The following is a 25421-nucleotide window of genomic DNA, read 5'->3' as shown; positions in this document are numbered from 1 at the left end:
CATGTGCGTTGGCTGCGTTTACTCACCCGAATCACTTACCTGAGTAAGCTCATCGGGATGAAATGAGAGACATCCTGTCTCTCACCGAAGGCCAGCCGTTGGCTGGTCAAATTCGTTCCCGACGAATTTGTCCTTCTCTTGCCGCGTTACGATGCTCATAGCTGAGCATCGCCCTAAAGGGCTAACGCTTCGCGTTGTTCAAAACGTTAACGTTTTGTCCTGCAACTCGAATTATTTAGGGTATCGAGTTTGTATTGCTAAAAAGGATTGCTTGTTGTGATGGTCAAACGTCCTGTTTCTACCAGCCTGGCTCGCGCATTTTTTTATATCGCGCTGCTCTCATTCCTGACGACGGGCATTGCGCTGCTGACGTTAGCCAGTGGCTTGCGCGATGCAGAAGCGATCAACGTTGCGGGCTCCATGCGTATGCAAAGCTATCGCATGGGGTATGACTTACAGGGCGATCGCGCAGCGTTAGAAGCGCATCGTCACCTCTATGCGCAAACGCTGGATTCCCCGGTTTTTCACCTGTTGGATCGCTGGTATGTGCCGCGTGATGTACGCGACCGTTATGCCGCACTGTTGCAGAGCTGGAAAACGATGGATGAGCGCCTGAGCGCGAGGGATCGGGTGTGGTATCAGGACAATATTGTTCGCTATGTCACGCAGATCGATCTCTTTGTGCTGGCGTTGCAGCATTATTCCGAGCGCAAGATGATGATAGTGGTTGTGACATCAATAATTGGCTCGATCACTATCTATATACTGATCTTCTTTACGCTGCGCCGCATTCGCCGTCAGGTCGTCGTGCCGCTGAATAAGCTGATGGCGGCCTGTGCGTCCATTGAGAAGGGGCGTTTTACCCATTCGCGGCTGGATGTCAATCTGCCCAACGAATTGGGATTATTGGCGCAAACCTTCAGCAGCATGACTGACGAATTGCAAAAGCTCTATCGCTCTCTGGAAGACAAGGTACGGCAGAAAACGCTGCGTTTGCAGGAAGTGAACCGCATGCTGAAGGTGTTGTATAACTGCTCTCAGGCGATGAATGTCAGCACGATCGACAGGCATTGTTTTCAACAGATTCTGCAAATTGTTCATCGCTATGAAACGGTCGTCTGTCTGGAAATGCGGGTAGGGGAGAACTGGCTGTTATGCGAAGGCCAGCCTGACGAGCAGACGGCGTGGCACGCGCTGCCCATCCGTTTGCAAGAGGTCGAGTTTGGACAGTTGCGGTGGCAGGCATCAACGCAGCAGCCGTCGGCGCAACTGATGGAAAGCGTCGCCAATATGTTGGGGCGCGGCCTCTATTTTAATCAGGCGCAGAAGCACTACCAGCAACTGCTCTTGATGGAAGAGCGTGCCACTATCGCGCGTGAACTGCATGACTCACTGGCTCAGGTGCTTTCTTATCTGAATATCCAGATGACATTATTAAAGCGCGCGGTAGCGGAAGAAAATGCGCAGGCTCGGCAGATTATCACCGATTTTGAACAGGCGTTAAGCGATGCGTACCGCCAACTGCGGGAATTGTTGGGAACGTTCCGACTGACGCTGCAACAGGCCGATTTGCCTGCGGCGATGCAGGAAATGATTGAACCGCTAAGGGCGCAGACTCCGGCGACGATTGATATCGATTGCCGTATTCCTACGCAGGCGCTGGATGCATCACAGCAGGTTCACCTGCTGCAAATCATCCGTGAAGCGGTGCTAAATGCCATTAAACACGCGCAGGCGACGACGATTACCGTCAACTGCCATACGCAGCCGGACGGCAGCCATTGTGTTGATATTCGTGATGACGGCTGTGGCATTGTCAATCAGGAAGAACCGGCAGGACATTACGGTTTAAATATTATGCAGGAACGCGCCGAACGGTTAGGAGGGCGGTTAGCTATTGGCCTCCACCCAGATGGGGGGACGCAGGTTAGCGTCTGTTTTTCGACGCCGACGGCAGCGCGTGAACGCGGTAACACGAACAATCTCTACCCTGAATAATTCGAGCGGCGCACATGTTGCTTGAAAGATGACAGGGATAAATCATAAATAAAAAATAATAAGATCCATATTACATTGGGGCTGGGCATGTCAGAAAAACCATCTTATCGCGTGCTGATCGTCGACGATCATCCGCTTATGCGTCGGGGCATCCGTCAGTTATTGGCAACCGATGCCATCTTTGACGTGATTGGGGAAGCCAGCAATGGCATGGAGGCACTGAGCCTCGCGAATCGGGATTCTCCCGATATCATTTTGCTCGATCTTAATATGAAAGGATTAAGCGGGCTGGATACGCTTCACGCGCTGCGGCGTGATGGGATCTGCGCGCGCGTGATTGTGCTGACGGTGTCGGATGCGCCCAGCGATATTTATGCGCTGATGGATGCGGGTGCCGATGGCTATCTGCTTAAAGACAGTGCCCCGGAACACTTATTGGATTTCATTCGCAGCAGTGATGCATTCAGCGAACAGGTTCGCGATGTCTTACGCCACCGTATTGCTATAAAAGAAACGCCGTCGCCCTTTACCGTATTGACGGAGCGCGAACTGGACGTGCTTCAGGAAGTGGCATCAGGGCTTTCCAACAAGCAAATCGCCGCAGTGCTGTATATTTCAGAAGAGACGGTAAAAGTGCATATCCGCAACATGCTGCGCAAACTCAACGTACGCTCCCGCGTTGCCGCCACGGTACTGTATCTGGAAACTCGCGGCCAGTAGGGCCGCAGTTCATTAACGGCGGATTGTCGCCCGCCGAAAGAGCCATTGGCGTGTCTTAAGTCATGTAGACCTTACCCCAGAATCCCAGAGTAGCAGGTCGTCGGCAGGTTCAGGTATTTCTGGTCGAAACCCCCAAAAATCGCCTGAGAAATACCCGTTACTCAATCACACCAAATTATCGAATACTGATGATTACTTTGCCTTTCGATCTTCCCTGCTCGGCATAAGCCAGTGCTTCTGCGGTTGCTTCCAACGGGAAAGTACGGTCGATGACCGGTTTGATTGCTCCAGATTCGATCAACGCAGTGATTTCTCGCAGTTGATCTCCGTCTGCACGCATGAAAACAAAACTATAACGTACACCGTGTTTGTCGGCTTTTTTGCGGATACTTCTGCTCAACAGACGCATCACCTGCTTAAGAAACCAGGATAGTCCTTGCTGCTCGGCGAAGGTGGGGGTCGGCGGCCCCGAGATGGAAATAAGTCGACCGCCAGGTTTGAGCACCTGAAGTGATTTTTCGAGCACATCATTGCCCAGACTGTTGAGGACAACATCGTAATCTTTCAGCACGCTTTCAAACGCCTGTGTTTTGTAGTCGATCACAACATCGGCACCCAGACTTTTCACCCATTCGACATTGCGGGTGCTGGTGGTGGTCGCGACAAATGCACCTAGGTGCTTAGCCAACTGGATGGCGATGGTGCCTACGCCACCCGAACCTGCATGAATCAGCACTCTTTGGCCTTTCTTCAACTGTGCGGTCTCGACCAGCGACTGCCAGGCTGTCAGGGCAACCAGCGGGATGGCGGCGGCTTGCTCCATGTCGAGATTGGTCGGCTTGAGTGCCAGCGCTTCCTCTTTCACGGCAATCAGCTCGGCAAAGCTGCCTATGCGATCCTCAGGGGGACGAGCATAAACGTCGTCGCCAGCCTTAAACCGACGAACATTGCGGCCGACGCGCACGACCACACCGGCCAGATCATTGCCCAGTACCAGCGGGAAACGATAGGGCAGGATGAGTTTGAATTCGCCTTTACGGATCTTGGCGTCCAGTAGATTGATGCTGGCGGCATGCACCTGCACCAATACATCGTCTTGCCCTATCTCGGGGTCGGGCAGTTGACCAATCTGGCCCGCGTCCTTATAGCGATTGATGAAAAATGCCTTCATGGTGATGTAGCCCTTTGCCTGTAGAGAGATAAATAACGATTGAATAGGGACCGCGCTATGGCGTAGTCCTATGTTGCCTAGCAGAGGCTTCGGAGGTAACCGAGTGTGTTATTTGGCTGGGCGATAGCGTTGCGCCGGATTTGCCTGACGCAAATCCGACAGCAGACCCTGGCGTGCTGTATCCAGCGTGTCCCAGCGCTCAGCGACATGCAAAGGCGGGATCGTCACGAGTTCACGCTGATCGAAGCCAACGAGGGCGGCGTCCACCAGTTCGCCGACTTCCATCACTTCCGGCAACGAATTGACATCGATACCGATCTGAGACCAGAGTTCGGTGCGTGTGGATGCAGGCAGAACGGCTTGTACATAGATGCCTTTGGGCGCGAGTTCCTGGCTCAACCCCTGAGAAAGGAATAGTACATAGGCTTTGGTTGCCCCATACACTGACATGCCGAATTCGGGTGCCAAGCCAACGACTGAGCTGATATTGACGATAGTCCCCGCACCGGATTGAACTAACCGTGGAGCAATGGCTGCAGCAAGTCGTGTCAGCGCCGTCGTGTTCAAGGTGATCAGTTGGTTAATGCTGTCAGCGGTTTGATCGAGAATACCTCCAGACTGTGCGATACCTGCGTTGTTGATGAGTATGTCAATCGCGGAATCGTCTACCAGACGGCGTTCGACTGTGGCCAGATCTTCGGATCGGGTCAAATCGGCCTGTAGAACATCAACATTGATATGGTGATCATTCCGTAGGCGATCGGCGAGCGCATTGAGGCGTGCTTCATCGCGGGCGACCAGCACCAGATCGTGTCCGCGACGTGCGAAGCGGTCTGCATAAGTGGCGCCAATTCCGGTTGAGGCACCGGTAATGAGAACGGTGGAGCGGGTTGTCATAGTCTTGTCCTTGAAGGAAAATCGTGGCAGGCACGCTGGTTAAGTCCACACGTGAGGCCGAAAAATGACAGCTTCTACTCACTATCGACCGCGATGACGCGGGCGGGAAGGGTCAGATAGAGGTCAGTCATGGCTTATCCTCTTTTACAGAAAATGAGCTGTTTTTATAATGATGACCATCATCTATTTCGTCAAGTGTTTTGATGATGAGTGACATCAATAGAGATTGGTGTGCAATTATGGTTAATGCTGCAAAGTCGGTAACAGGATTGTCGTGCGGATTAGATTAGCGCTCAGGATCAGGCTAAAAATGAGCGTAAAAACGCTTATTTGAATAGGTTTTGATGAAATTAACAGGACATGAGTAAGGGAAATTTCAATTCATATTCATTAACCTACGGGCGCAGGGTAATATCTTCAGAACATGAATTGGTACGACCGAGTGGACTCGAACCACCGACCCCCACCATGTCAAGGTGGTGCTCTAACCAACTGAGCTACGGTCGTACAGGAGATAACATCTTAATCAGTAACGTTTTGATTAGAATGCTTTTCTTCATTCCAGTGTTTGGAATGGGCGCTATTATGGACGGCTCCGACGTTCGTGGCAAGCGCTTTGTTTATCATCTTCTTTCAAGTGCCGAATGTTTAGCCGTATTCGTCGAATGAAGCCGCTATGTCAGCAAAATATGGCGCTGTTGCGGCTCATCGGAGCACGGGTTTCGTCCCGTATCGGCTTCATTTGAACATCTGGCGTGTGGTAGAACCCTTTTCATCGAGGTTCAGTCACGGCTTCCTCTGTTGATGCTCACTATTGATTGATTTGGCTTCTTGTTGCGCATTGTCAATAAATGCTATGCTAATTTTCGCGTGCTATCTCAACGCATTTAGCGAAAATGATTTTTACCGTACGAAAATTGCGCTTTTTTGCGAAAAAAATACATTATCGAGCTAAATCGAGCGTTGGTGTGTAATTATCACGTCAGTCGCCTAACTCACCACGCAAAAGCGCTTTTTTCTTTATTCAGGCAGGCTGTTCCCAGCCTGAAACGCGGCTGTCTGTGTACGTACAATCTGAAAGGGGAGTGGAATGATCAAGTTGGTAATTACCGATCTGGACGGCACGTTTCTTCACAGCGATGGCGATTACAACAGAACCTTGTTTGCCGAGGTTTATGCGTTAATGAAAGAGAAGGGCGTACAGTTTGCCGCCTGCACAGGTAAGCAGTGCGAACGGGTGGAAGCGCTTTTTGGCGATGAGGCGAAAGATATCTGGATTCTGGGAGACAGTGCGACGCGCATCAAACATCAGGGAGATTATGTTTACCAATCGCTCATCAAAAACCGTCTTGCGTTGAGCCTGATTGGCGTGCTGGAAAGCGTAGACGACCAACATGTGATCATCGGCTGTACTCCAAATGGAGCAATGGTAAAAGAAACGATCAGCCCAGCCTTACTGGAAAAGGTGAAGAAATCGTACACCAACGTGACGTTGATACCCAGTTTTGCTGTCGTCACCGATGACTTTGTGAAAATCACGGTTTATGACCCAGCGGGACACTGTCATGAGACGGCGAAGTATCTCGATGCGTTTCACGACCATGTTTATATCGTGGTCTCCGAAGCGGCCTGGATCGACATTGCCAATGTTGGCGTACACAAAGGGCACACCGTAGAGATTCTTCAGAACACATTGGCGATTACGCCAGATGAAACGATGGTGTTCGGCGATGGTTATAATGATATTGAACTGATGAGCCGCGCGGCTTACAGCTTTGCGATGCGCAATGCGTTTGAGGAAACCAAAGCCGCGGCGAATTTTATTGCCCGTAGTAATGACGATGATGGGGTACTAAAAACGATAAAGCTGCTGCTTTCATGAGTGGATCCGGCAGCCGCTGGGGCTACCGTTGTATTATCGGGCAATAATCAGATCCAGATTTTTTTCGCTTAACACGCTCTGGCAGGCAGGGGGGATTTCGTCATCGGTTACCAGTGAAGTGATCTCATCACAGGCGGCAACGCGATAGCGCGCCAGAGCGGAGATTTTATTGGCAGTCAGGGCCACGATCACTTCGCTGCTACGGGTTACGAGGCACTTTTTAAATTCCGCATCGTCATATTCAAAAACGGTCAGCCCTTCATTAGCATCAAAGGCACAGCCTCCCAGCAGGCATTGATCGAAATACATCTTCTCTAGCTGCCTGAGTGTGTCGATACCAATCGCGCCGCCGACTTCCTTCTGGATCCTTCCACCGAGAAAAATCACTTCTACATCGTGATGTTGCATCAATTCCGCCGCGATAATCGGCGAATTACACACGGCGGTAAACTTCAGACCCGCAGGGATCTGTTTCGCCACCGCCAGATTGGTGGTGCCAGTGTCAAAGAAGACGCAGCTGTTGGGCTTTATCAGCGGGATGACGGCTTGAGCGATGCGATCTTTCTGGGCTGCGTCGATGGTTGCCCGACTGGCAAAATCAATGGCTTCTGGCGGCATACTGACTGCACCGCCGTAGACGCGCTTACAGGCACCGGATTGCGCCAGTTCCTTTAGATCGCGCCGTATGGTGTGCTCGGATACGTTCAATTCGCGCGAGAGCTGCGTGCAGACGACTTTGCCTTCCTCGCTGAGGATCTGCCTGATTTTGGATTGCCGTTGTTCGGGAAAGTCGGTGTAATCGAACATAAATGTCCTTGGTTAATCAAAATCATGCACAATCTGCCGTCAGTTGTCAGGCTTCACTCTGGTCAGTGACGTGTACAGCAGGGAATCGCGCCATGTTAATCTGCCCCTTCTGGCAACACAACACCTCTACCGTGTTGATCCGCAATGTGTGAACGGCGAGGTAAACGTCTTGACACGATCTTAGCGGACACTATAAACATTTCCTTGGGAAATAATGTCCGCGTCAATATACCGATATCACCGATAAAGAGAGAAAACATCCGTGTTTCATGCCATTACCGGGCTCATCGCCCTCTATGTTATCTGGCGTCTGGTCTGGCGCTTACGTGTCGGGGTGCCTGTAAAGCGCATGCTGGCGGTGTTACTGCTGCTGGTTTCGCAGCATCATCTGATTACGCGCACCTTTTTTGGCACGATGGCATCGCCGGAAGTGCCTGCATTCATCCTGATGCTGCTGGGATGGGCTTTCGGCGCGCTGTTGATATCTGCATTCCTGCTGTTGGCCATCGATCTTCTCGGCGTCGTGGGGCGTTTTTTATCTCCGTCAGCCGGAAATGTTCTGCTGAACAACATGGTGCTGCGTGGCGGCATTGCCGCTGTGGCGATGGGGCTGGCGGCTATTGGCGTGTGGGAAGCGGTACGTGTTCCTGAAGTCCGCACGGTAGAGGTCGAATTAAAACATCTGCCGCCGGCACTGGATGGTTTCCGACTGGTGCAGCTAACGGATTTACATGCCAGCCGTCTGTTGCAGCGCCCTTGGATGGAAGCGGTAGTGGCAAAAACCAACGCGCTTAAACCCGATCTGACGGTGATTACGGGCGATCTGGCCGATGGCACCGTCAGTGCTCGTCACGATGACATGGAGCCGCTGCGGAACCTGACAGCCCCACAAGGCGTGTTTGCCATCGTCGGCAACCATGAATATTACGTGGAATATACGCAATGGGTGCAGCGGTTGAATGCGTTGGGTTTACGTATGTTGCTCAATGAACATGTGTCGATTAGCCGTGATAATGCCGCGTTTGTACTGGCGGGTATCACCGATCGCACCGCTGCTGATTTTAAACAACAGCTGCCGGATACGCGTGCTGCACTTGCGGGAATATCGCCCGATAGCGCTGTCGTTCTGCTGAGCCATCGACCCACGGGGGCGAAAGAGAACGCGCGTGCCGGAGCCGATTTACAGCTTTCCGGCCATACGCACGGCGGACAGGTGCTGGGCATGCACTGGGTGACGCAGTTGGCGAATGAAGGCTATGTCTCTGGCAGCTATGACGTCGATGGCATGCATCTGTACGTGAGCAATGGCGCGGGTCTATGGAACGGCTTTCCTATTCGCTTAGGGAAACGAGCTGAAATTACCCAGTTCATATTCCGTTCGCCCGCGCTGTAGTTTTTTTGTGGTAGCTGAATCAACGGCTTCCTGAAAGAGGTCGCGATCACAAGCAGGCTCATTATCGCAAGCTGTTCTATCCGCAAGATTATTGATGCAGATAGGAAAAATGTGCGATTGAGCTGCTTTTCATCAGGTTAAGCTATCGCAGAAGTTAGCATATACAATTATAAATTATAGGGAGACTCTGGCACTGTCTTGCATCAAGAAGAGGGAATCGGTGAAGGCTCCGTTGTCACATGACAAGGCTATCGGAGAACGACCGACCTTCTGGCGCAGCGATTAAGGCAATGCAACATACTGGGAGATAATGATGGACGAGAATAAAACGAAACCAGCCGGCAAGTGTCCGGTTATGCATGGCGGAAACACTTCTACTGGCTCATCAAACACGGACTGGTGGCCAAATGCCCTCAATCTCGACATTCTTCATCAGCACGATACCAAGACCAACCCGTTAGGCAGCGATTTCAGCTACCGTGAAGCCCTTAAAACCCTCGATGTCGATGCCCTCAAAAAAGACCTGCATGCACTGATGACCGACAGCCAGGAATGGTGGCCAGCGGACTGGGGTCACTACGGCGGCTTGATGATTCGTATGGCCTGGCACTCGGCAGGCTCCTACCGCACAACCGACGGTCGCGGCGGCGGCGGAACCGGTAACCAGCGCTTCGCACCGCTCAATTCCTGGCCGGATAACGTCAGCCTCGATAAAGCGCGCCGTTTACTGTGGCCCATCAAAAGAAAATACGGCAATAAACTCAGTTGGGCAGACCTGATTATTCTGGCGGGCAATATCGCTTACGAATCCATGGGGCTGAAAACTTTCGGCTTTGCTTTTGGTCGTGAAGACATCTGGCAACCGGAAAAAGATACCTACTGGGGAGCAGAAAAAGAGTGGCTGGCAAACAGTACCGAACGCTATGGCAGCGACGATCGTACCTCGCTGGAAAATCCGCTGGCTGCCGTACAGATGGGGCTGATTTACGTTAACCCAGAAGGCGTTGACGGCAAGTCCGATCCGCTGCGTACTGCACAAGACATGCGCGTTACGTTTTCTCGTATGGCGATGAATGATGAAGAAACTGTTGCCCTGACAGCGGGTGGACACACGGTGGGTAAAACTCACGGTAACGGTGATGCCAGCCTGCTGGGCGCGGCACCAGAAAGTGCCGATGTTGAAGAGCAAGGCCTGGGCTGGCATAACCCGACGGGATCGGGCAAAGGTCGCTATACCGTAACCAGCGGGCTGGAAGGTGCCTGGACGACGCATCCGACACAATGGGACAACGGCTTCTTCCAAATGCTGTTGAATCACGAATGGGAACTGAGAAAGAGTCCAGCGGGCGCGTCGCAGTGGGAGCCTGTCAGCATTAAAGAAGAAGATAAACCGGTTGACGTTGAGGACCCGTCTATTCGCTACAACCCGATGATGACCGATGCCGACATGGCGCTGAAAGTTGACCCGGAATATCGCAAGATTTCTGAGCGCTTCGCTCGGGATCAGGCTTACTTCTCTGAAGTGTTTGCCCGAGCGTGGTTCAAACTGACGCACCGCGATATGGGGCCGAAAGCGCGCTACGTTGGCCCAGATGTGCCGCAGGAAGATTTACTGTGGCAGGATCCGGTTCCGGCGGGCCGTACCGACTATGATGTCGATATTGTCAAAGCACGCATTGCGGAAAGTAGCCTGTCCATTAGTGAGCTGGTGTCGACAGCCTGGGACAGCGCCCGTACGTTCCGTGGCTCCGATATGCGCGGCGGTGCCAACGGTGCGCGTATTCGTCTTGCCCCGCAGAAAGACTGGGTAGGGAATGAACCTGCGCGTCTGGCGCGCGTATTAGTCGTTTTGGAAAGTATTGCGGCCGCAACGGGGGCTAGCGTGGCCGATACCATCGTACTCGCCGGTAATGTGGGGATTGAGAAAGCGGCAAAAGCGGCTGGCGTATCGGTGACGGTGCCTTTTGCGCCGGGACGTGGTGACACCACCGATGCCCTGACTGATGTGGAGTCTTTCGATGTCCTCGAACCGATCCATGACGGCTACCGTAACTGGCTGAAGAAGGATTATGCCGTTAGCGTGGAAGAGCTGATGCTCGATCGCACCCAACTGATGGGGCTGACTGCGAATGAAATGACGGTGCTGGTGGGCGGTCTGCGCGTACTAGGAACCAACTACGGCGGTACGAAGCACGGCGTATTTACCGATCGTGAAGGGGCGCTGACGAACGATTTCTTCGTCAATCTGACCGACATGAAATACACGTGGAAGCCTTACCGCAAAGACCTGTATGAAATCCGCGATCGTAAAACGGGTGAAGTCAAATGGACAGCGACGCGTCTGGATCTGGTCTTTGGTTCCAACTCCATTCTGCGTGCCTACGCCGAAGTTTACGCACAGGACGACAGCAAAGAGAAGTTTGTGAATGACTTTGTGGCTGCTTGGGTGAAAGTGATGAATGCGGATCGCTTCGATCTGGCAGAGTAAGATGTAACCACTCCCTGCGCGGGCGCGTGTGCCGCGTGGGGAGAATCATTTTCTACTGTAATGTATTTTCGGTGTGTCTGTGCCGATCACTGTTTCTTCAGGTTCATCATGAACTCTCTGAACGGGGCGGAAAACTCCTTAAACAGCGGATGTTTTCTTTGTTGCATCATCACCTCACCAAACAGCTTTAACCCCACCATAAAAGCCTGAGTTTGTTCCGGCGTCATGTCCATCTTGCCATCGACTTTTTCCAGTAGCTTGAACAGGTCATCGTGAAGCGAGAATTCAAACGACAGCGTGCGTTGCTGTTCGGCTTTTTCTTCCACCGTAATCTGATAGACGTTTCCCATTGTGGCCTCAGTAAATTGAACTCATGATAGATAGTTGATAAAATCAACTATATGATCATTAGTTGACTGAGTCAATAAAACATGATGAAAGCCCTTTTTGCCTTATTAGAACGCTATAAGGTACAGATGCAGGAACAGATGAAAGCGCACGACATTAGTCTGGATGTTGTGCACATCCGGCTATGTAAGATCATCGCGATGGAAGGGCGGATTACGCCTCAGTCGCTGGCGAAAGCTGTCGGCCGCGATAAGGCGCAGATTACCCGAATGGTCGCGGAGCTGGTTAAACGCAACTATGTCCGCAAGATTGATAACCCGGATGATGGCCGCAGCGTGTGGCTCAGTTTGTCCGATAAGGGCGTCGCGTTTACGCAGGTTTTTCTGCATCAGGAAAAGCAGATAGAGGCACAGATGCTTCAGGCACTGTCCTCGGACGAACAAGCTATGTTTAGTGCGCTGCTGGAAAAAATAGCGGCGAGCGATGCGAAACACTAAATCCTGCGCCAACTAAAGATCTCTGCACTGCCGTGAGGCGCGTTCATCGTGCTGTTGCACCGTGATGACGCGAGAACGGCGTTCTTTCCTGCACAAACGCCAGCCGTAGCGGCACCTTCGGTGCTGGCACGCATTTTGCTCTTATCTCTTCGGGACAGCACCACATAGGGCGCTGAACAACCTAAATAGCTGGCTAGGGTTCCGATCCATACCATATGGATGTCTGGTCCGAGAGCTGGCGACCTCCAGTTGAGGTTACACGGCGGGACAAAAGCCCGGGAGACAGCAACACCTATGGTGTCGCGCTGTTCCCGCTTTTTTCCTACTCAACTGGAGGTCTGGCATGAACCTATCTCGTTTACTGGGCGTTTGCGTCCTCAGTCTCTCAGCGCTGCTGAGCTTCCCTTCACAGGCTGCGCCTAAAACGCAATTCAACGTGTGCTGGACTATCTATGCTGGATGGATGCCGTGGGGCTTCATCGGCACGCAGGACATTATCGATAAATGGGCCGACAAGTACGGCATCAAAATTAAGGTTACCCAGCTTAACGACTACGTCGAGTCGATCAATCAATACACCGCCGGACAGTTTGACGGCTGCACCATGACCAACATGGATGCGCTGACCATTCCGGCGGCGGGCGGTGTGGATACCACGGCGCTGCTGCTTGGCAGCTTCTCCGCAGGCAATGACGGTATCGTACTCAAAGGAAAAGGGAAAACGCTGAGCGACTTGCGTGGGATGAAGGTCAATCTGCCTGAACTCTCCGTTTCTCATTACCTGCTGGTGCGCGGTCTGGAAACCGCCGGATTACGGGAGCGGGATGTCACCGTCGTCAACACTTCAGATGCCGATATTGTTGCCGCTTTCGCGACCCGTAGCGTACAGGCGGCTGTCGCCTGGAACCCACAGCTTTCCGCGATTAAAAGCCAGCCGGATACCTCGGAAGTCTTTCAGTCCGGTCAGATCCCCGGCGAACTGATCGACATGATGGTCGTGAACACGCAGACGCTACAAGAGAATCCGGCGCTGGGTAAAGCGCTGGCCGGTGCCTGGTTTGAAATGATGGCGCTGATGAAGGCGGGCGACAAACCTGCGCTGGAGTCGATGGCGGCCGCTTCAGGTACCGATTTAGCAGGCTATCAGGCACAGCTAAAAACCACCCATCTGTTTTATTCCGCACAGGACAACCTGGCATTTCTGACCAGCACCGATCTCCCGAATACCATGAAACGCGTCGCAGATTTCTCCTTTGATAAAGGGTTACTCGGCACTGGCGCACAGAGTGCCGATTTTATCGGCATGACGTTCCCTGGGCAGATCACGCAAGGTGACAGCGCGAATGTGAAACTGCGCTTTGACGACACCTTCGTGCGTCTGGCCGCAGAGAACAAACTCTGACCTCGCAGACTGGAGAGACTATCGTGCGCTTGATTAATCGCTCCCCCAGCCGGGGCGGACGGCTGCTGCTTGTCCTGCTGCCGTTTGCCGTGCTGCTGGTGCTGTACCTCGTGGGGTCGGCACTGCGGCTGGAAGCCAATCCCAATGACAAACTGCTGCCAAGTCTTGGGCAAATGGCCGAGGCAATTCAGCGCATGGCATTTACCGAAGACAAACGTAGCGGCGACTATCTGTTCTGGCTGGATACGCAGGCCAGTCTGGTGCGTCTTGCGCTGGGACTGGGGATCGCCAGCCTGTTGAGTCTGCTGTTTGGGATTGCGGCAGGGGCTTTTCCGCTGTTCCGCGCGTCGCTCTCGCCGTTGATGACCGTGCTGTCGATGATCCCGCCGCTGGCGATTTTACCCATTCTTTTCATCGTCTTCGGATTGGATGAACTCTCGAAAGTGATGTTGATCGTTATTGGCGTCACGCCGATGCTGGCGCGCGATCTCGAACAGCGTGCCCGCAATATCCCACAGGAAATGCTAATTAAAGCGCAAACGCTGGGGGCGAACAGCTGGGTGGTGGTGTTGCGCGTCATCCTGCCGCAACTGCTGTCACGGCTGTTGATTTCCCTGCGACTGCTGCTGGGCGCGGCGTGGCTGTTCCTCATCTCTGCCGAAGCGATTTCGGCAACGGCCGGGCTGGGCTACCGCATCTTTCTGGTACGCCGCTATCTGGCGATGGATGTGATTCTGCCTTACGTCGTGTGGATTACGCTGCTGGCATGGCTGATGGATATGGCACTGCGCTGGCTACATCGCCGCTGGTTCCCGTGGTCAGAGGAAAGCAAAGCATGAGTTTTATCGAGATCGATAATATCTGGCAGGAGTACGACGACCACGTTGTGCTGGAACGATTGAACCTGAACGTCGAGGAAGGGGAGTTCTGTACGATGGTCGGGGCATCCGGCTGCGGTAAATCCACCTTTTTGCGCCTGCTGCTGGGGCAGGAAACGCCCAGTCGTGGCGAAGTGCGGCTAGAAGGGAAAACGCTGCCCGCCGAACCGGATGCCAGCCGCGGTGTGGTGTTTCAGCGCTATTCGGTTTTCCCACATTTAACCGTGCTGGAAAACGTGGTGATTGGGCTGGAAATACCGCGCTCCCCTTGGCTTGGCAGGCTGTTCGGACGGCGTAAGCAGGCGGTACGTGACAGTGCTGCTCGCATGCTGGAACGCGTCGGGCTTGGACATGCGATGAACAAATATCCCAATCAACTTTCCGGGGGGATGCAGCAGCGGCTCGCGATTGCTCAGGCGTTTATTGTCCAGCCGCGCATCCTGTTGCTCGATGAACCGTTTGGGGCGCTGGACCCCGGTATTCGCGGCGATATGCACACCTTACTGCTGGAGCTGTGGCGGGAAACCCGCTTAACGGTCTTTATGGTTACCCACGATTTGCCGGAGGGGTTCCACCTTGGCACGCGTTTGCTGGTGTTCGACAAAGTTCGCGTCGATCCCCATGCGCCGGAAGCCTATGGCGCACGTATTACTTATGACATCCCCCTGAATCAGGCGCGTCTCGCCACGCGGCAGCGTGCGCTTACGTCGCTGCCTCCTGTTGTCAGCGTGATGACATCCCCCGTTTAAGGAGCTTTCTGTGATGACAGAGATACAGACATCGAAAAATACATCGACAGGCCGGTCAACGTTTGATGAAGAAACGGTGCCGGGCGGAGGCCATACCTCCTTCATCCTAAAGCGCGGACAGATTCTGCGGATCACCGATGTGGAAGGCGGCGGCAATGTGGGCTTGCTGTTGTTTAACGCGCACCAGACCAGCGAACGGTTAAACCTGCCGGACACTCTGAAAGGGCAACACACCGCCAAATTAACGGTTGGGCACTGCCTTTACTCCGATATGGGACGGGTACTGGCGGCGATCGTTACCGACACCTGCGGCTGGCACGACAGCATGGGCGGCGTGCTCAACGCACAGGAGGTGCATGAGAAATACGGGCAGGGACGCTATCAGGAACTACGCAACGGTTTTTTCCGTAACGGGATGGATAACCTGTTGGTCGAAATGGGGAAATGGAACCTCAATCTGCAAGATCTGCTGATGACGATCAACCTGTTCAGCAAAGTCACGGTGGATACACAAGGGCAGTTTCACTTTCACGCCAGTCATTCTCAGGCGGGTGACTACATCGAGCTGTATGTGCCGATGGACACGCTGGTCGTGCTGACGGCCTTGCAACATCCGATGGATCCCAACCCGACGTATGCGCCGCGTCCAATTGCACTCACCTGGAGCCGAGCAGAAGACGAGGATGTCGCCAAATACTGCCGTGAGTTCCGTGAGGAAAATGCACGCGCGTTTCACAATACCGAACGCGGTTACCTGTAAAGAGGCCGGATATGACGTTAATTGCCAGCAATAAAATAGCCGACGACGCGGTCTTCCGCCATGTCATCCCCGCCGGGGAACCCTATCTGTTTGAAGTCAAGCAAGGACAGACGCTGCGACTATTGGATTTAGAAGGCAATCAGGCGGTGGATACGTTGTTCTATCGCGTTGATAACCCACGTGAACGCTACGATCCACAGCGAACGCTGCGCCGTCAGAATAACGTCTACCTGACGACCGGTAGCGTGCTGTATTCCAACCTTGGCAATCCGTTGTTGACGATTGTCGCCGACACCTGCGGTCGACATGACACGTTGGGCGGTGCCTGTGCGCAAGAGAGTAACACGGTGCGCTATGCGCTTGACCGACGCTACATGCACAGCTGCCGTGACAACTTTCTCTGTGCCTGCCTGCACGATGGTCGTCTGAACAAGCAAGATATTGGCGCGAACATTAACTTCTTTATGAACGTGCCGGTAACGGCGGAAGGTGGGCTGACCTTCGAGGACGGTATTTCCGCGCCGGGGAAATACGTGGAGCTACGCGCCGAAACGGACGTCGTCGTGCTGATTTCCAACTGTCCGCAGCTTAACAACCCGTGTAATGGCTGGAACCCGACACCTGCGGAGGTGCTGGTATGGAAATGACGCCGGATCGAGACCGTGAAAAACACACGCGATGGCAGCGTGTGAAAGAGTGGCTAGTGAGTGCATTGGAAGCGAGAGCGAACCGGTATTCTCTGCCGTCAACGAGCCGTTCTCCGTCGGACAAAAACTGATGATTTCGGTGTGGTAGCACGCTTCTACATCCTTTGACCGTTACCGCGATGGACGACCATCATGCGGATCGCATTTCGGCGGGACGACCTGCCCTTGCATGAGTCTAGCGTATGTTCGATACACTTCTGATTGCTAACCGTGGTGCGATTGCGTGCCGTATTCTGCGTTCGCTGCGCGAGATGAACGTCTGTGGCGTCGCGGTCTATTCTGATGCCGATATCAGTAGCCTGCATATTCAGGACGCCGATGAAGCTATTAGCCTTGGAGAGGGCGCGGCGGCGCATACCTATCTGGATGTCGCGAAAATTTTATCGGCGGCGCAGCGCAGTGGTGCGCAGGCCATCCATCCGGGATATGGCTTTCTGTCTGAGAATGCGGCGTTTGCCGAAGCCTGTGAAGCGGCACAAATTGCTTTTGTTGGACCGACACCGCAGCAGTTGCGTGTGTTCGGTTTAAAACATACCGCACGGGCGCTGGCGAAAAAATACCACGTTCCGCTGCTGGAAGGCACTGAGCTGCTGGAAAATATTGATGCCGCTCTGTGCGCGGCGGCAAAGATTGGCTACCCGGTCATGCTCAAAAGCACGGCTGGTGGGGGCGGGATTGGGATGCGCGTCTGCTATAGCGCCATGGAACTGTCCGAGGTGTTTGAAACGGTAAAACGCCTCGGACAGAACAATTTCAGCGACGCGGGCGTTTTCATCGAAAAATATATCGAACGTGCCCGGCATCTGGAGGTACAGATTTTTGGTGATGGTCAGGGCGACGTGCTGGCGCTGGGCGTTCGGGACTGCTCGGTACAGCGTCGTAACCAGAAAGTCATTGAAGAAACGCCTGCGCCCAATCTGCCGGACGGCGTCGCTGACGCGCTGTGTTCTGCGGCAATCTGTCTGGCGCAGGCGGTGAATTACCGCAGTGCGGGGACGGTGGAGTTCGTCTATGACAGTGCGACCGATCGTTTTTATTTTCTTGAAGTCAATACGCGCTTACAGGTCGAGCACGGCGTAACGGAGCAGGTCTGGGGTGTGGATCTGGTGCGTTGGATGATTGAACTGGCCGCAGGGGATCTGCCGCCGTTGCGTGAACTGGCAGCCCAACTGAATCCGCGTGGTCATGCGATTCAGGCGCGTTTGTATGCCGAAGATCCGGGCAAACAGTTCCAGCCATCACCGGGATTATTGACGGAAGTCGAATTCCCCGCGTCAGAAGGACACAGTCTGCGCATCGATACCTGGGTGACGGCAGGATGCGATATCCCCCCGTTCTTCGATCCGATGCTGGCTAAGATCATAGCCTGTGCGCCAACCCGTGAGCAGGCGATGGCCGGGTTGGATCGCGCGCTGGCAGAGACGCGACTCTACGGCGTTGAGCACAATCGTGACTATTTACGTCAGATTCTGGTGGCAGAACCGTTTGCCAGCGGCCAGCCGTGGACGCGCTGCCTAGATAAATTGTCTTATAAGGCGACAACCTGCGAAGTGGTGAGTGCGGGTACGCAAACCACCGTACAGGATTATCCCGGACGTCTCGGATACTGGTCGGTCGGCGTGCCACCGTCGGGTCCGATGGACGATCGCGCGCTGCGTTTAGGGAATCGACTCGTGGGAAATCCGGCGGGAACGGCCGCGCTGGAGATCACGATGAACGGGCCGACATTGCGCTTTAACACGGATGCCGTGGCGGTTGTTACGGGGGCGGCGATTGCTATTGAGATGGACGGTCAGCCCGTCCCGATGGATCGCGTATTTGCAATACCGACCGGTGCCACGTTGCGTTTAGGGGCAATGCAGGAACAGGGCGTGCGCAGCTATCTCTGCCTGCGTGGTGGAATCGAGGTGCCAGATTACCTTGGCAGTAAAAGCACGTTCACGCTGGGGCAGTTTGGTGGCCATGCCGGGCGTGCGCTACGGGCGGGAGATGTCTTGCACCTTGCTCCGCTGGCGGACAAACGTGTCGGCGACAGCCTGCCGGATGCGTTACGCACGACCTTGTCTGCGGTACGTGAACTGCGCGTGATTTACGGCCCGCATGCCGCCCCCGACTATTTTACGCCTGCCTATATGGACACTTTTCTCACCACCGAGTGGGAAGTGCATTTTAACTCCAGCCGCACAGGCGTGCGCTTGATTGGGCCGAAACCGGAATGGGTTCGCGACAGCGGCGGAGAGGCGGGGCTGCATCCGTCGAACATTCACGACAATCCGTATGCTATCGGTGCGGTGGATTTCACCGGCGATATGCCGGTTATTCTGGGGCCGGATGGCCCGAGTCTGGGCGGTTTCGTCTGTCCGGTGACGGTGATCGAAGCCGACCTGTGGGCGCTGGGGCAGCTTAATGCTGGCGATCGTGTGCGCTTTATTCCCGTCGATCTTGCCACGGCGCATTCACTGGCATTAGCGCGTCATGCGGAGGTCGAACAGCTTGTGCCGATCAACATCGACTGGTCGCCTGCCGCGCTCATTTCTCCAGTGGTGCTGGATATTGGTGACGCGGATAAGCGGCTGGTTGCAAGGCTGTCTGGCGATACGCATTTACTGCTGGAAGTGGGGGCGGCGGAGCTGGACGTAGCGCTGCGTTTTCGCGTTCATGCGCTGATGCTGGCACTGGAACAAAAAACGCTCGATGGCATCATTGATATCACGCCGGGTATTCGCTCGTTGCAGGTGCATTATCGTCCTGAAACGCTGGCGTTGTCGCCTTTGCTGGAGGTGCTTTCCTCGTTATGGTTGGCCGTTTGCACCCAGCAAAATCTGACGGTGCCATCGCGGGTGGTTTATCTGCCGCTGTCCTGGGACGATCCTGCCTGCCAACTGGCGATTCAGAAATACATGACCACGGTACGCAGCGATGCGCCTTGGTGTCCAAGCAACCTTGAATTTATCCGCCGGATTAACGAACTGGATAATCTCGATGAGGTTTATCGAACGGTGTTTGAGGCCAGCTATCTGGTGATGGGGCTGGGTGATGTTTACCTCGGCGCACCGGTGGCAACGCCGCTGGATCCGCGTCACCGTTTAGTCACCACCAAATATAACCCGGCGCGCACCTGGACGGCGGAAAACTCGGTGGGGATTGGCGGCGCTTACCTGTGCGTTTATGGCATGGAAGGGCCGGGCGGCTACCAGTTTGTCGGACGCACGCTGCAAATGTGGGATCGTTATCGCGACGTTGACGCCTTTGACGGTAAACCGTGGCTGCTGCGTTTCTTCGACCAAATTCGTTTCTATCCGGTGTCGGCCGATGAATTGTTATCCATCCGACGGGACTTCCCGCTAGGGCGCTATCCGCTGCGGATCGAGCAAAGCGAATTGGCGTTAAGTGCCTATCAGGATTTCCTGTCGCGGGAAGCGGAAGACATCGATACATTCCGCGTGCGCCAGCGGGCAGCGTTTGAGGCGGAACGTGAGCGCTGGCGTATTGCCGGTCAATCGGTGACGGATAGCGTGGACGTGGTGATTGAGGAAACGAGCGAAATGCCGATTCAGCCGGGGCAGGTCGGCGTGGAAAGCCCGATTTCCGGCAACCTCTGGCAGGTGGCGACGGAGGTCGGTAAGACGGTAGCTGAAGGGGAAACGCTGATGATCCTCGAATCCATGAAAATGGAGATCCCGATTCTATCGCCGCAGCGCGGCAGGGTTCGAGAGATTCGCTGCCAGCCTGGAGCGTCCGTTCGCGCAGGACAGTGCGTGGTGGTGATTGAGTCTCAGGGATAAGTCTTGCACCGGATCTTTGCAGGCGGCGAAATGAGGCCGCCTGCCCGAGTGTTAACAGTCCTCAACGATCAGATAGGCTGCGTTGATCGGCCCGTGCACGCCGACCACTTTGATCAGTTCAATATCGGCGGTGGAGCTTGGGCCACCAATAATATTAATGCACGATGGCATTCGCTCGCCTTGTTGCGCCATGTGATGTAGGTGCTGCGCCAACTGCGCGATACGGGGTAACAGTGTGCTTTTTCTCAGTACAAAGAGAGAAGATTCCGGCAACAGGCTGACGGCGCGTCCTCGTTGTGGTGCGGAAAATAGCACCACGCCGCCAGATTCTGTTAGGCCATACTCCGCGTAGACTACGCCGACTTTGGCTTGTTCCGCCAGCCGCAGGTTCTCTTCTCCCACACTCGGATCCCATACGGTGGCCTGACATTCACGCTGCAAGCATGCGGTGATCCCTAATGCCTCTAAACGCCGATCGTCGCTGATGATCACGGGTGCATGTCCGTATTTATCGCACAAGTGCAGCGCGGCCTGTGCTGCGTCGGCTTCGCTGACGATTTCGCAGTGCGCTAGCATGACGTTAGTCGCGACATCGATAAACGCATCACAACGCTGCTGTACGCTCAGATCGGTTAATCGAGTACGAGCATGATGGCTGGCAGGCCTTGGCAACGGAGCGGGAATGTGGCGCACCTTGCGTCCGAGCTGGCGGGCAATATCGGCCAGAAAACTGTCTCGGTTTTCCATTATTTTTTTCCTCTTGCCTGATGTTTCTTAAACCAGCTGCGGAAGCTTTCGCCGTCTGCATCTGGCAGATCGCGCGCTTCCGTCCATTCACCTATAGCACCCATCTCAATGCGTGTTTTTCCGTTTTTAATAAACCAGCCTGCGGCATGGGCGCCGGCGATCATTCCGACCTTCCACAGCATCGGGTGACTGTTGACGTAGCTGAAGAGTTTCGTGAAGCGCTGTTCTGCTTTTGGTGTTATTCCTTTTTCCGCCATGACGCGCCGGTGTTTAAGAATCAGCGATGATAAAGGAATACGGACTGGACACACGGTATCGCAGGCGGTGCAGAGTGAACATGCATAGGGCAATTCTTTGAAATCCCGATAGCCGCCCAGCAAGGGGGAAATGACGGCACCGATCGGACCAGGATAAATAGAGCCATAACCGTGTCCACCAATATGACGATAGGCAGGACAGGTGTTGATGCAGGCACCACAGCGGATACAGCGCAGAATATCGCGGAACGCGGAGCCAAGAATCTGTGAACGACCGTTATCGACAATCACCAGATGAAACTCCTGCGGCCCATCAACGTGTCCCGCTTCCCGTGGCCCTGTCAGCCAGGTGTTATAACCCGTTAGGCGTGCACCGACTGCGCTACGCGCCAGCATGGTGATCAAGACGTCCACTTCCTCAAAGGTCGGCGCAATCCGCTCCATCCCCATCACCGCAATATGCGTTTTTGGCAACGTGGTACACATTCGCGCATTGCCTTCGTTGGTGACCAGACAGACCGAACCAGTTTCCGCCACGGCGAAGTTACAGCCGGTGACGCCGACTTCCGCACTGAGAAAATCCTGACGTATCTTCTGACGAATGAACAGCGTCATGGCTTCTGGGGTTTCTGGTCCGTCATAGCCCAGCTTTTCGTGCAGTACCTTGCGGATCTGGTAGCGATCTTTGTGGATAGCGGGAACCACGACATGCGAAGGCGGGTCTTGATCCAGTTGCAGAATATATTCGCCCAGATCGGTTTCGATAACCTCAATCCCCGCCTGCTGGAGGACGTGGTTCATGCCGATTTCTTCGGTGACCATCGATTTCGCTTTGACGACTTTTTTGGCATGGTTAGCCTGAGCAACCTGAAGAATGTAACGGGTGGCATCCTCCTTGGTTTTGGCGAAATAGACCTGTCCGCCGTTGGACGTCACTTTTTCTGATAGCTGGTAAAGGTAAGCATCGAGATTGTTAAGTACATGCTCGCGAATCTGGGCGGCATGATCGCGCCACGCTTCCCAATGGCCTAACTCATCGACCATTTTCTGACGGTTTGCGCCGATACGTTCCTGCGCGTTGGCAACCGCCTTACGCATGATGGGATCGTGAATCTGGGTTTGAATACGATCCTTGAATTTAACATCGCTGGTTTTTAGGCTCATATTCTCTCCTTAGCGGCTCATCAGAACTTCGGCGATGTGCATCACTTTGACAGGGTGGCCTTCACGCTGCATTCGGCCACCGATATTGAGCAGGCAACTGACATCGGCGCCAATCAGATAGTCGGGTTTGACCTCCATCATATGGCTGACTTTTTCTTTCACCATTTCGCCGGAAATTTCTGCCATCTTCACCGAAAACGTGCCGCCGAAGCCGCAACAGGTTTCTTCTGCCTTAAACGGCAGTAAGTGTAAATCCTGAACGTGGCTGAGCAGCGCGATGGGTTCTTCGCGCACGCCCAATTTGCGAAACAGGCTACAGGAGGGGTGATAAACCGCCGTCCCCGACAAACGTGCGCCGACGTCCGTCACGCCCAGCGTATTGACGATGAACGAGGTCAGATCTTTCATGCGTTCGGCAACACGCTCGGCACGTAGCACCCATTCGGGCTCATCGGCCAGATATTCGGGATAGTGGCGGATGGCGTTCATACATGAACCTGCGGGAGAAATGATCGGGTCGTCATTGTCTTCCAGCGCGGCAATCACGCTTTTCATACCGGGAATGGCGCTGTTGATATAACCACCGTTGATGGCGGGTTGCCCACAACATGACTGTTTTTCGGGAAAGTGCACGTTGCAGCCCAACTGCTCTAATAGCAGTACGGAATCACGCGCCATACGGGATTTAAGGGCGTCACCAATACAGGTAACAAAAAAATTAACATTCACGACAGACTCCCATTACTCAATGTAGATGGATTTTTTATTGTGATATCAGGCCATAAATAGGTAGTACACCAGGCCGACCTTGAGCCCAAGAATGATGATGTAGACGCCGCAATACTTCAGCGTACCGGACATAATCGCGCTGCCTTGTCCTTCCATGCGTGTTGCCGACACCGCGATCGCAATACTTTGTGGCGATATCATCTTGCCGCCAGTGGCCCCAGCGGTGTTCGCCGCAGCCAGCCAGACGGGATCAACATGCAGCTTTTCCGCAGCCATAGTTTGCAACTTGCCAAATAGCACGTTGGAATTGGTGTCGCTGCCAGTGACGAAAGTGCCTAACGCCCCAATCACGGGAGCAATAAACAGGTAGCCACCTCCGGTTACGTCCACCATCGTTTGTGCCAATGTGGCGATCAGTCCGCTGACATCCATTACTGTTGCCATAGCGACGATGGCGGTAATCGCGATAATCGAATTTCTGAGCTGTTTTACCGTGCTGGCGAAGACATGCAGCATGGTCCCCAGATTCGCGCCCTGTATAAAACCGCCCAGCAAGCTGGCGATGATGATCAGGACGCCCGGAGTGGCAATCCAGTCGATCTTCAACTTCAGCACCTGTGTCTCCGTTAGGTGGAAGGGAATGACGGACGCCACCTGAGAGACGGCGCCTTTGATGGTGGGGAACAGCGGAGAACAAAGCAGAATAAAGGTAAAAATCAGGATATAAATCGCACAGGCGCGTAGCAATTGACTGCCGGAATAGCCTGATAGGGACACGCGCTGAGCGCTGTCGATAAGGTAGGTGGTGTCGGTTTCTTTCTTACGGCATTTTGCCATTAACGTAACCGCAATCAGGCTGACTAAACTGCCTGCGAAGGCGGGCAATTCGGCTCCGAGATGGACGGCCACAATATACTGCGGCACCAGCGTAGTTACGCCACACACCAGCGTAATAGCGAACACACCGCGAATGGCTTTAATACCGCCGCCAATGATTGCGATGATGACAAAGGGAAGGAGAATGTTGAATAACGCCAGTTGCAGTACAACCGTGGCGCTTAATGTAGTGACCGGAAGATGAACCTGTTCTGCCAAAATCGAAACCGGAATACCGACGGCACCAAAGGCGGTAGGGACGGTATTGGCGACCAGTGATGCGATGGCTGCCTTCATCGGGTTGAAGCCGAGTGCGATAAGGATGCCGATGGGGATCGCAACGGCGGTGCCATAACCCGCAGCCGCTTCGAGAAAACCACCAAAACACCATGAAATCAGCAACACCTGAATACGTTTATCATCGCTGATACTGGCAAGAACATCCCGTAGCACATCCATGCTGCGTGTTTTTTGCATCAGGTTATAGCTGTATATCGCCCCCAGAATAACGATGATAATTGGCCATAAACCTTTCAGTGCGCCATAGCCTGCCGCTAACCCCAGCGTTCTTAGCGGTGTGTGCCAAAATAGGGCGGTGATAATTACGGTGAGCGTCAACGTAATGAGTACCGCGTGATGGATAGGCATTTTTATTTTGAGAATAAGAACAATCATGACCAGCAGTGGGAAGCTACCCAGCAAAAAATATAAATAATCGTGCATAGCGGTGTCCTGACATCCTGATTTTAAGAAGTAAAAAACAAGGAATACCAACGTGGTGCTATATACACTTATATAATGAGTGGTTATTAAATAATTTTAGCTGAATCGGGTCAGATGAAACAAAGAAGTGCAAAAATGTTGTGAGATTAGTTACTTAATGGTTAATTTAGTTGCTTAAGTGGGGCTATTGGGAAACCGGTGTGCGGATAAACCGTCGAAAATAGCGACGTTTATTTCATCATAAATGGCGGAAGATGGAAGATGAACGGCAATGTAAAAGGAGTCAGTGGAGAAGAAAATACAAGAAATGGTGCGTTCAATTGGACTCGAACCAACGACCCCCACCATGTCAAGGTGGTGCTCTAACCAACTGAGCTATGAACGCATTTAGATACCGAACTGCCTGTCTGACAGCGAGGCGAATAGTAGCGAGCAAGGTGAAA

20 protein-coding genes, 2 tRNA genes and 1 riboswitch are annotated in these 25421 nt (G+C 53.7%); of the genes, 12 read left to right on the top strand and 10 right to left on the bottom strand.

Annotated features, from left to right (window positions below):
• The first annotated feature begins 279 nt into the window (after positions 1-279).
• On the top strand, positions 280-1998 hold the full coding sequence (gene narQ, locus A0G03_RS16475; RefSeq protein ID WP_048259759.1) for a nitrate/nitrite two-component system sensor histidine kinase NarQ: 1719 nt from the start codon (positions 280-282) through the stop codon (positions 1996-1998).
• Between the two features lie 87 nt (positions 1999-2085).
• Entirely contained in the window at positions 2086-2718 is a 633-nt protein-coding gene (narP, locus tag A0G03_RS16470; protein WP_048259760.1) for a nitrate/nitrite response regulator protein NarP, read from the top strand.
• Positions 2719-2893: 175 nt separating this feature from the next.
• Here the strand turns inward: narP and A0G03_RS16465 are convergent, their stop codons facing one another.
• The 3 genes from A0G03_RS16465 to A0G03_RS16455 all read right to left on the bottom strand — a co-directional run bounded on the left by A0G03_RS16465 (position 2894) and on the right by A0G03_RS16455 (position 5293).
• Positions 2894-3889, bottom strand: coding sequence for an NADP-dependent oxidoreductase (locus A0G03_RS16465; RefSeq protein ID WP_048259761.1), 996 nt, complete (start codon positions 3887-3889; stop codon positions 2894-2896).
• 108 nt (positions 3890-3997) lie between these two features.
• Complete coding sequence (locus A0G03_RS16460; RefSeq protein WP_048259762.1) at positions 3998-4786, bottom strand: SDR family NAD(P)-dependent oxidoreductase; 789 nt, start codon at positions 4784-4786, stop codon at positions 3998-4000.
• Positions 4787-5216: 430 nt separating this feature from the next.
• Positions 5217-5293: transfer RNA gene (locus A0G03_RS16455), tRNA-Val, on the bottom strand.
• Positions 5294-5876: 583 nt separating this feature from the next.
• On the opposite strand from A0G03_RS16455, the gene A0G03_RS16450 reads away from it, so the two are divergent.
• Positions 5877-6668: an HAD-IIB family hydrolase gene (locus tag A0G03_RS16450; protein WP_048259763.1), complete on the top strand. Its 792-nt coding sequence runs from the start codon at positions 5877-5879 to the stop codon at positions 6666-6668.
• Between the two features lie 33 nt (positions 6669-6701).
• On the opposite strand, the gene A0G03_RS16445 is transcribed toward A0G03_RS16450, so the two are convergent.
• Positions 6702-7475: a DeoR/GlpR family DNA-binding transcription regulator gene (locus A0G03_RS16445; protein ID WP_048259764.1), complete on the bottom strand. Its 774-nt coding sequence runs from the start codon at positions 7473-7475 to the stop codon at positions 6702-6704.
• 262 nt (positions 7476-7737) lie between these two features.
• On the opposite strand from A0G03_RS16445, the gene A0G03_RS16440 reads away from it, so the two are divergent.
• Together A0G03_RS16440 and katG are read left to right on the top strand one after the other, a co-directional pair.
• Positions 7738-8868 carry a metallophosphoesterase gene (locus A0G03_RS16440; protein WP_048259765.1) on the top strand — a complete coding sequence of 377 codons (1131 nt, stop codon included), beginning with the start codon at positions 7738-7740 and terminating at the stop codon, positions 8866-8868.
• 313 nt (positions 8869-9181) lie between these two features.
• The gene (gene katG, locus A0G03_RS16435) at positions 9182-11356 is read left to right on the top strand and encodes a catalase/peroxidase HPI (protein ID WP_048259766.1); all 2175 of its coding nucleotides are present in this window, start codon (positions 9182-9184) and stop codon (positions 11354-11356) included.
• A gap of 86 nt (positions 11357-11442) precedes the next feature.
• Here the strand turns inward: katG and A0G03_RS16430 are convergent, their stop codons facing one another.
• The gene (locus tag A0G03_RS16430; protein ID WP_048259767.1) at positions 11443-11706 is read right to left on the bottom strand and encodes a DUF3861 domain-containing protein; all 264 of its coding nucleotides are present in this window, start codon (positions 11704-11706) and stop codon (positions 11443-11445) included.
• A gap of 81 nt (positions 11707-11787) precedes the next feature.
• Between A0G03_RS16430 and A0G03_RS16425 the strand changes: the two genes are divergently transcribed.
• From A0G03_RS16425 to uca, 7 genes are all read left to right on the top strand, one after another.
• The gene (locus tag A0G03_RS16425; protein WP_048259768.1) at positions 11788-12201 is read left to right on the top strand and encodes a MarR family winged helix-turn-helix transcriptional regulator; all 414 of its coding nucleotides are present in this window, start codon (positions 11788-11790) and stop codon (positions 12199-12201) included.
• A 182-nt stretch (positions 12202-12383) separates the two neighbouring features.
• Positions 12384-12485, top strand: a riboswitch (guanidine-I (ykkC/yxkD leader).
• Positions 12486-12544: 59 nt separating this feature from the next.
• Complete coding sequence (locus A0G03_RS16420) at positions 12545-13603, top strand: putative urea ABC transporter substrate-binding protein (RefSeq protein ID WP_048259769.1); 1059 nt, start codon at positions 12545-12547, stop codon at positions 13601-13603.
• A gap of 23 nt (positions 13604-13626) precedes the next feature.
• Complete coding sequence (locus tag A0G03_RS16415; protein WP_048259770.1) at positions 13627-14442, top strand: ABC transporter permease; 816 nt, start codon at positions 13627-13629, stop codon at positions 14440-14442.
• Entirely contained in the window at positions 14439-15230 is a 792-nt protein-coding gene (locus A0G03_RS16410) for an ABC transporter ATP-binding protein (protein WP_048259771.1), read from the top strand. Before A0G03_RS16415 ends, A0G03_RS16410 begins: the two co-directional genes overlap by 4 nt.
• A gap of 13 nt (positions 15231-15243) precedes the next feature.
• The gene (locus A0G03_RS16405; protein WP_048259772.1) at positions 15244-15990 is read left to right on the top strand and encodes an urea amidolyase associated protein UAAP1; all 747 of its coding nucleotides are present in this window, start codon (positions 15244-15246) and stop codon (positions 15988-15990) included.
• A gap of 11 nt (positions 15991-16001) precedes the next feature.
• The gene (locus A0G03_RS16400; protein ID WP_048259773.1) at positions 16002-16637 is read left to right on the top strand and encodes an urea amidolyase associated protein UAAP2; all 636 of its coding nucleotides are present in this window, start codon (positions 16002-16004) and stop codon (positions 16635-16637) included.
• 242 nt (positions 16638-16879) lie between these two features.
• A complete protein-coding gene (gene uca / locus A0G03_RS16395; RefSeq protein WP_048259774.1) occupies positions 16880-20482 on the top strand; it encodes an urea carboxylase in 3603 nt (1200 codons plus the stop codon).
• A 51-nt stretch (positions 20483-20533) separates the two neighbouring features.
• On the opposite strand, the gene A0G03_RS16390 is transcribed toward uca, so the two are convergent.
• The 5 genes from A0G03_RS16390 to A0G03_RS16370 form a co-directional block, all read right to left on the bottom strand.
• Positions 20534-21229, bottom strand: a complete 696-nt coding sequence (locus tag A0G03_RS16390; RefSeq protein WP_048259775.1) for a LutC/YkgG family protein — start codon at positions 21227-21229, stop codon at positions 20534-20536.
• On the bottom strand, positions 21229-22650 hold the full coding sequence (locus tag A0G03_RS16385) for a LutB/LldF family L-lactate oxidation iron-sulfur protein (protein WP_048259776.1): 1422 nt from the start codon (positions 22648-22650) through the stop codon (positions 21229-21231). Before A0G03_RS16385 ends, A0G03_RS16390 begins: the two co-directional genes overlap by 1 nt.
• Positions 22651-22659: 9 nt before the next feature.
• Positions 22660-23379, bottom strand: a complete 720-nt coding sequence (locus A0G03_RS16380) for a (Fe-S)-binding protein (protein WP_048259777.1) — start codon at positions 23377-23379, stop codon at positions 22660-22662.
• A 45-nt stretch (positions 23380-23424) separates the two neighbouring features.
• Entirely contained in the window at positions 23425-24978 is a 1554-nt protein-coding gene (locus A0G03_RS16375) for an L-lactate permease (RefSeq protein ID WP_048259778.1), read from the bottom strand.
• A gap of 308 nt (positions 24979-25286) precedes the next feature.
• A tRNA-Val gene (locus A0G03_RS16370) sits at positions 25287-25363 on the bottom strand.
• Positions 25364-25421 lie beyond the last annotated feature (58 nt).

The organism is Pectobacterium peruviense (assembly GCF_002847345.1).
In the GTDB taxonomy this organism is placed as follows: Bacteria; Pseudomonadota; Gammaproteobacteria; order Enterobacterales; family Enterobacteriaceae; genus Pectobacterium; species Pectobacterium peruviense.
Note: the sequence above shows the minus strand (reverse complement) of the source record. Positions and strands in the feature narration are given on the sequence as shown.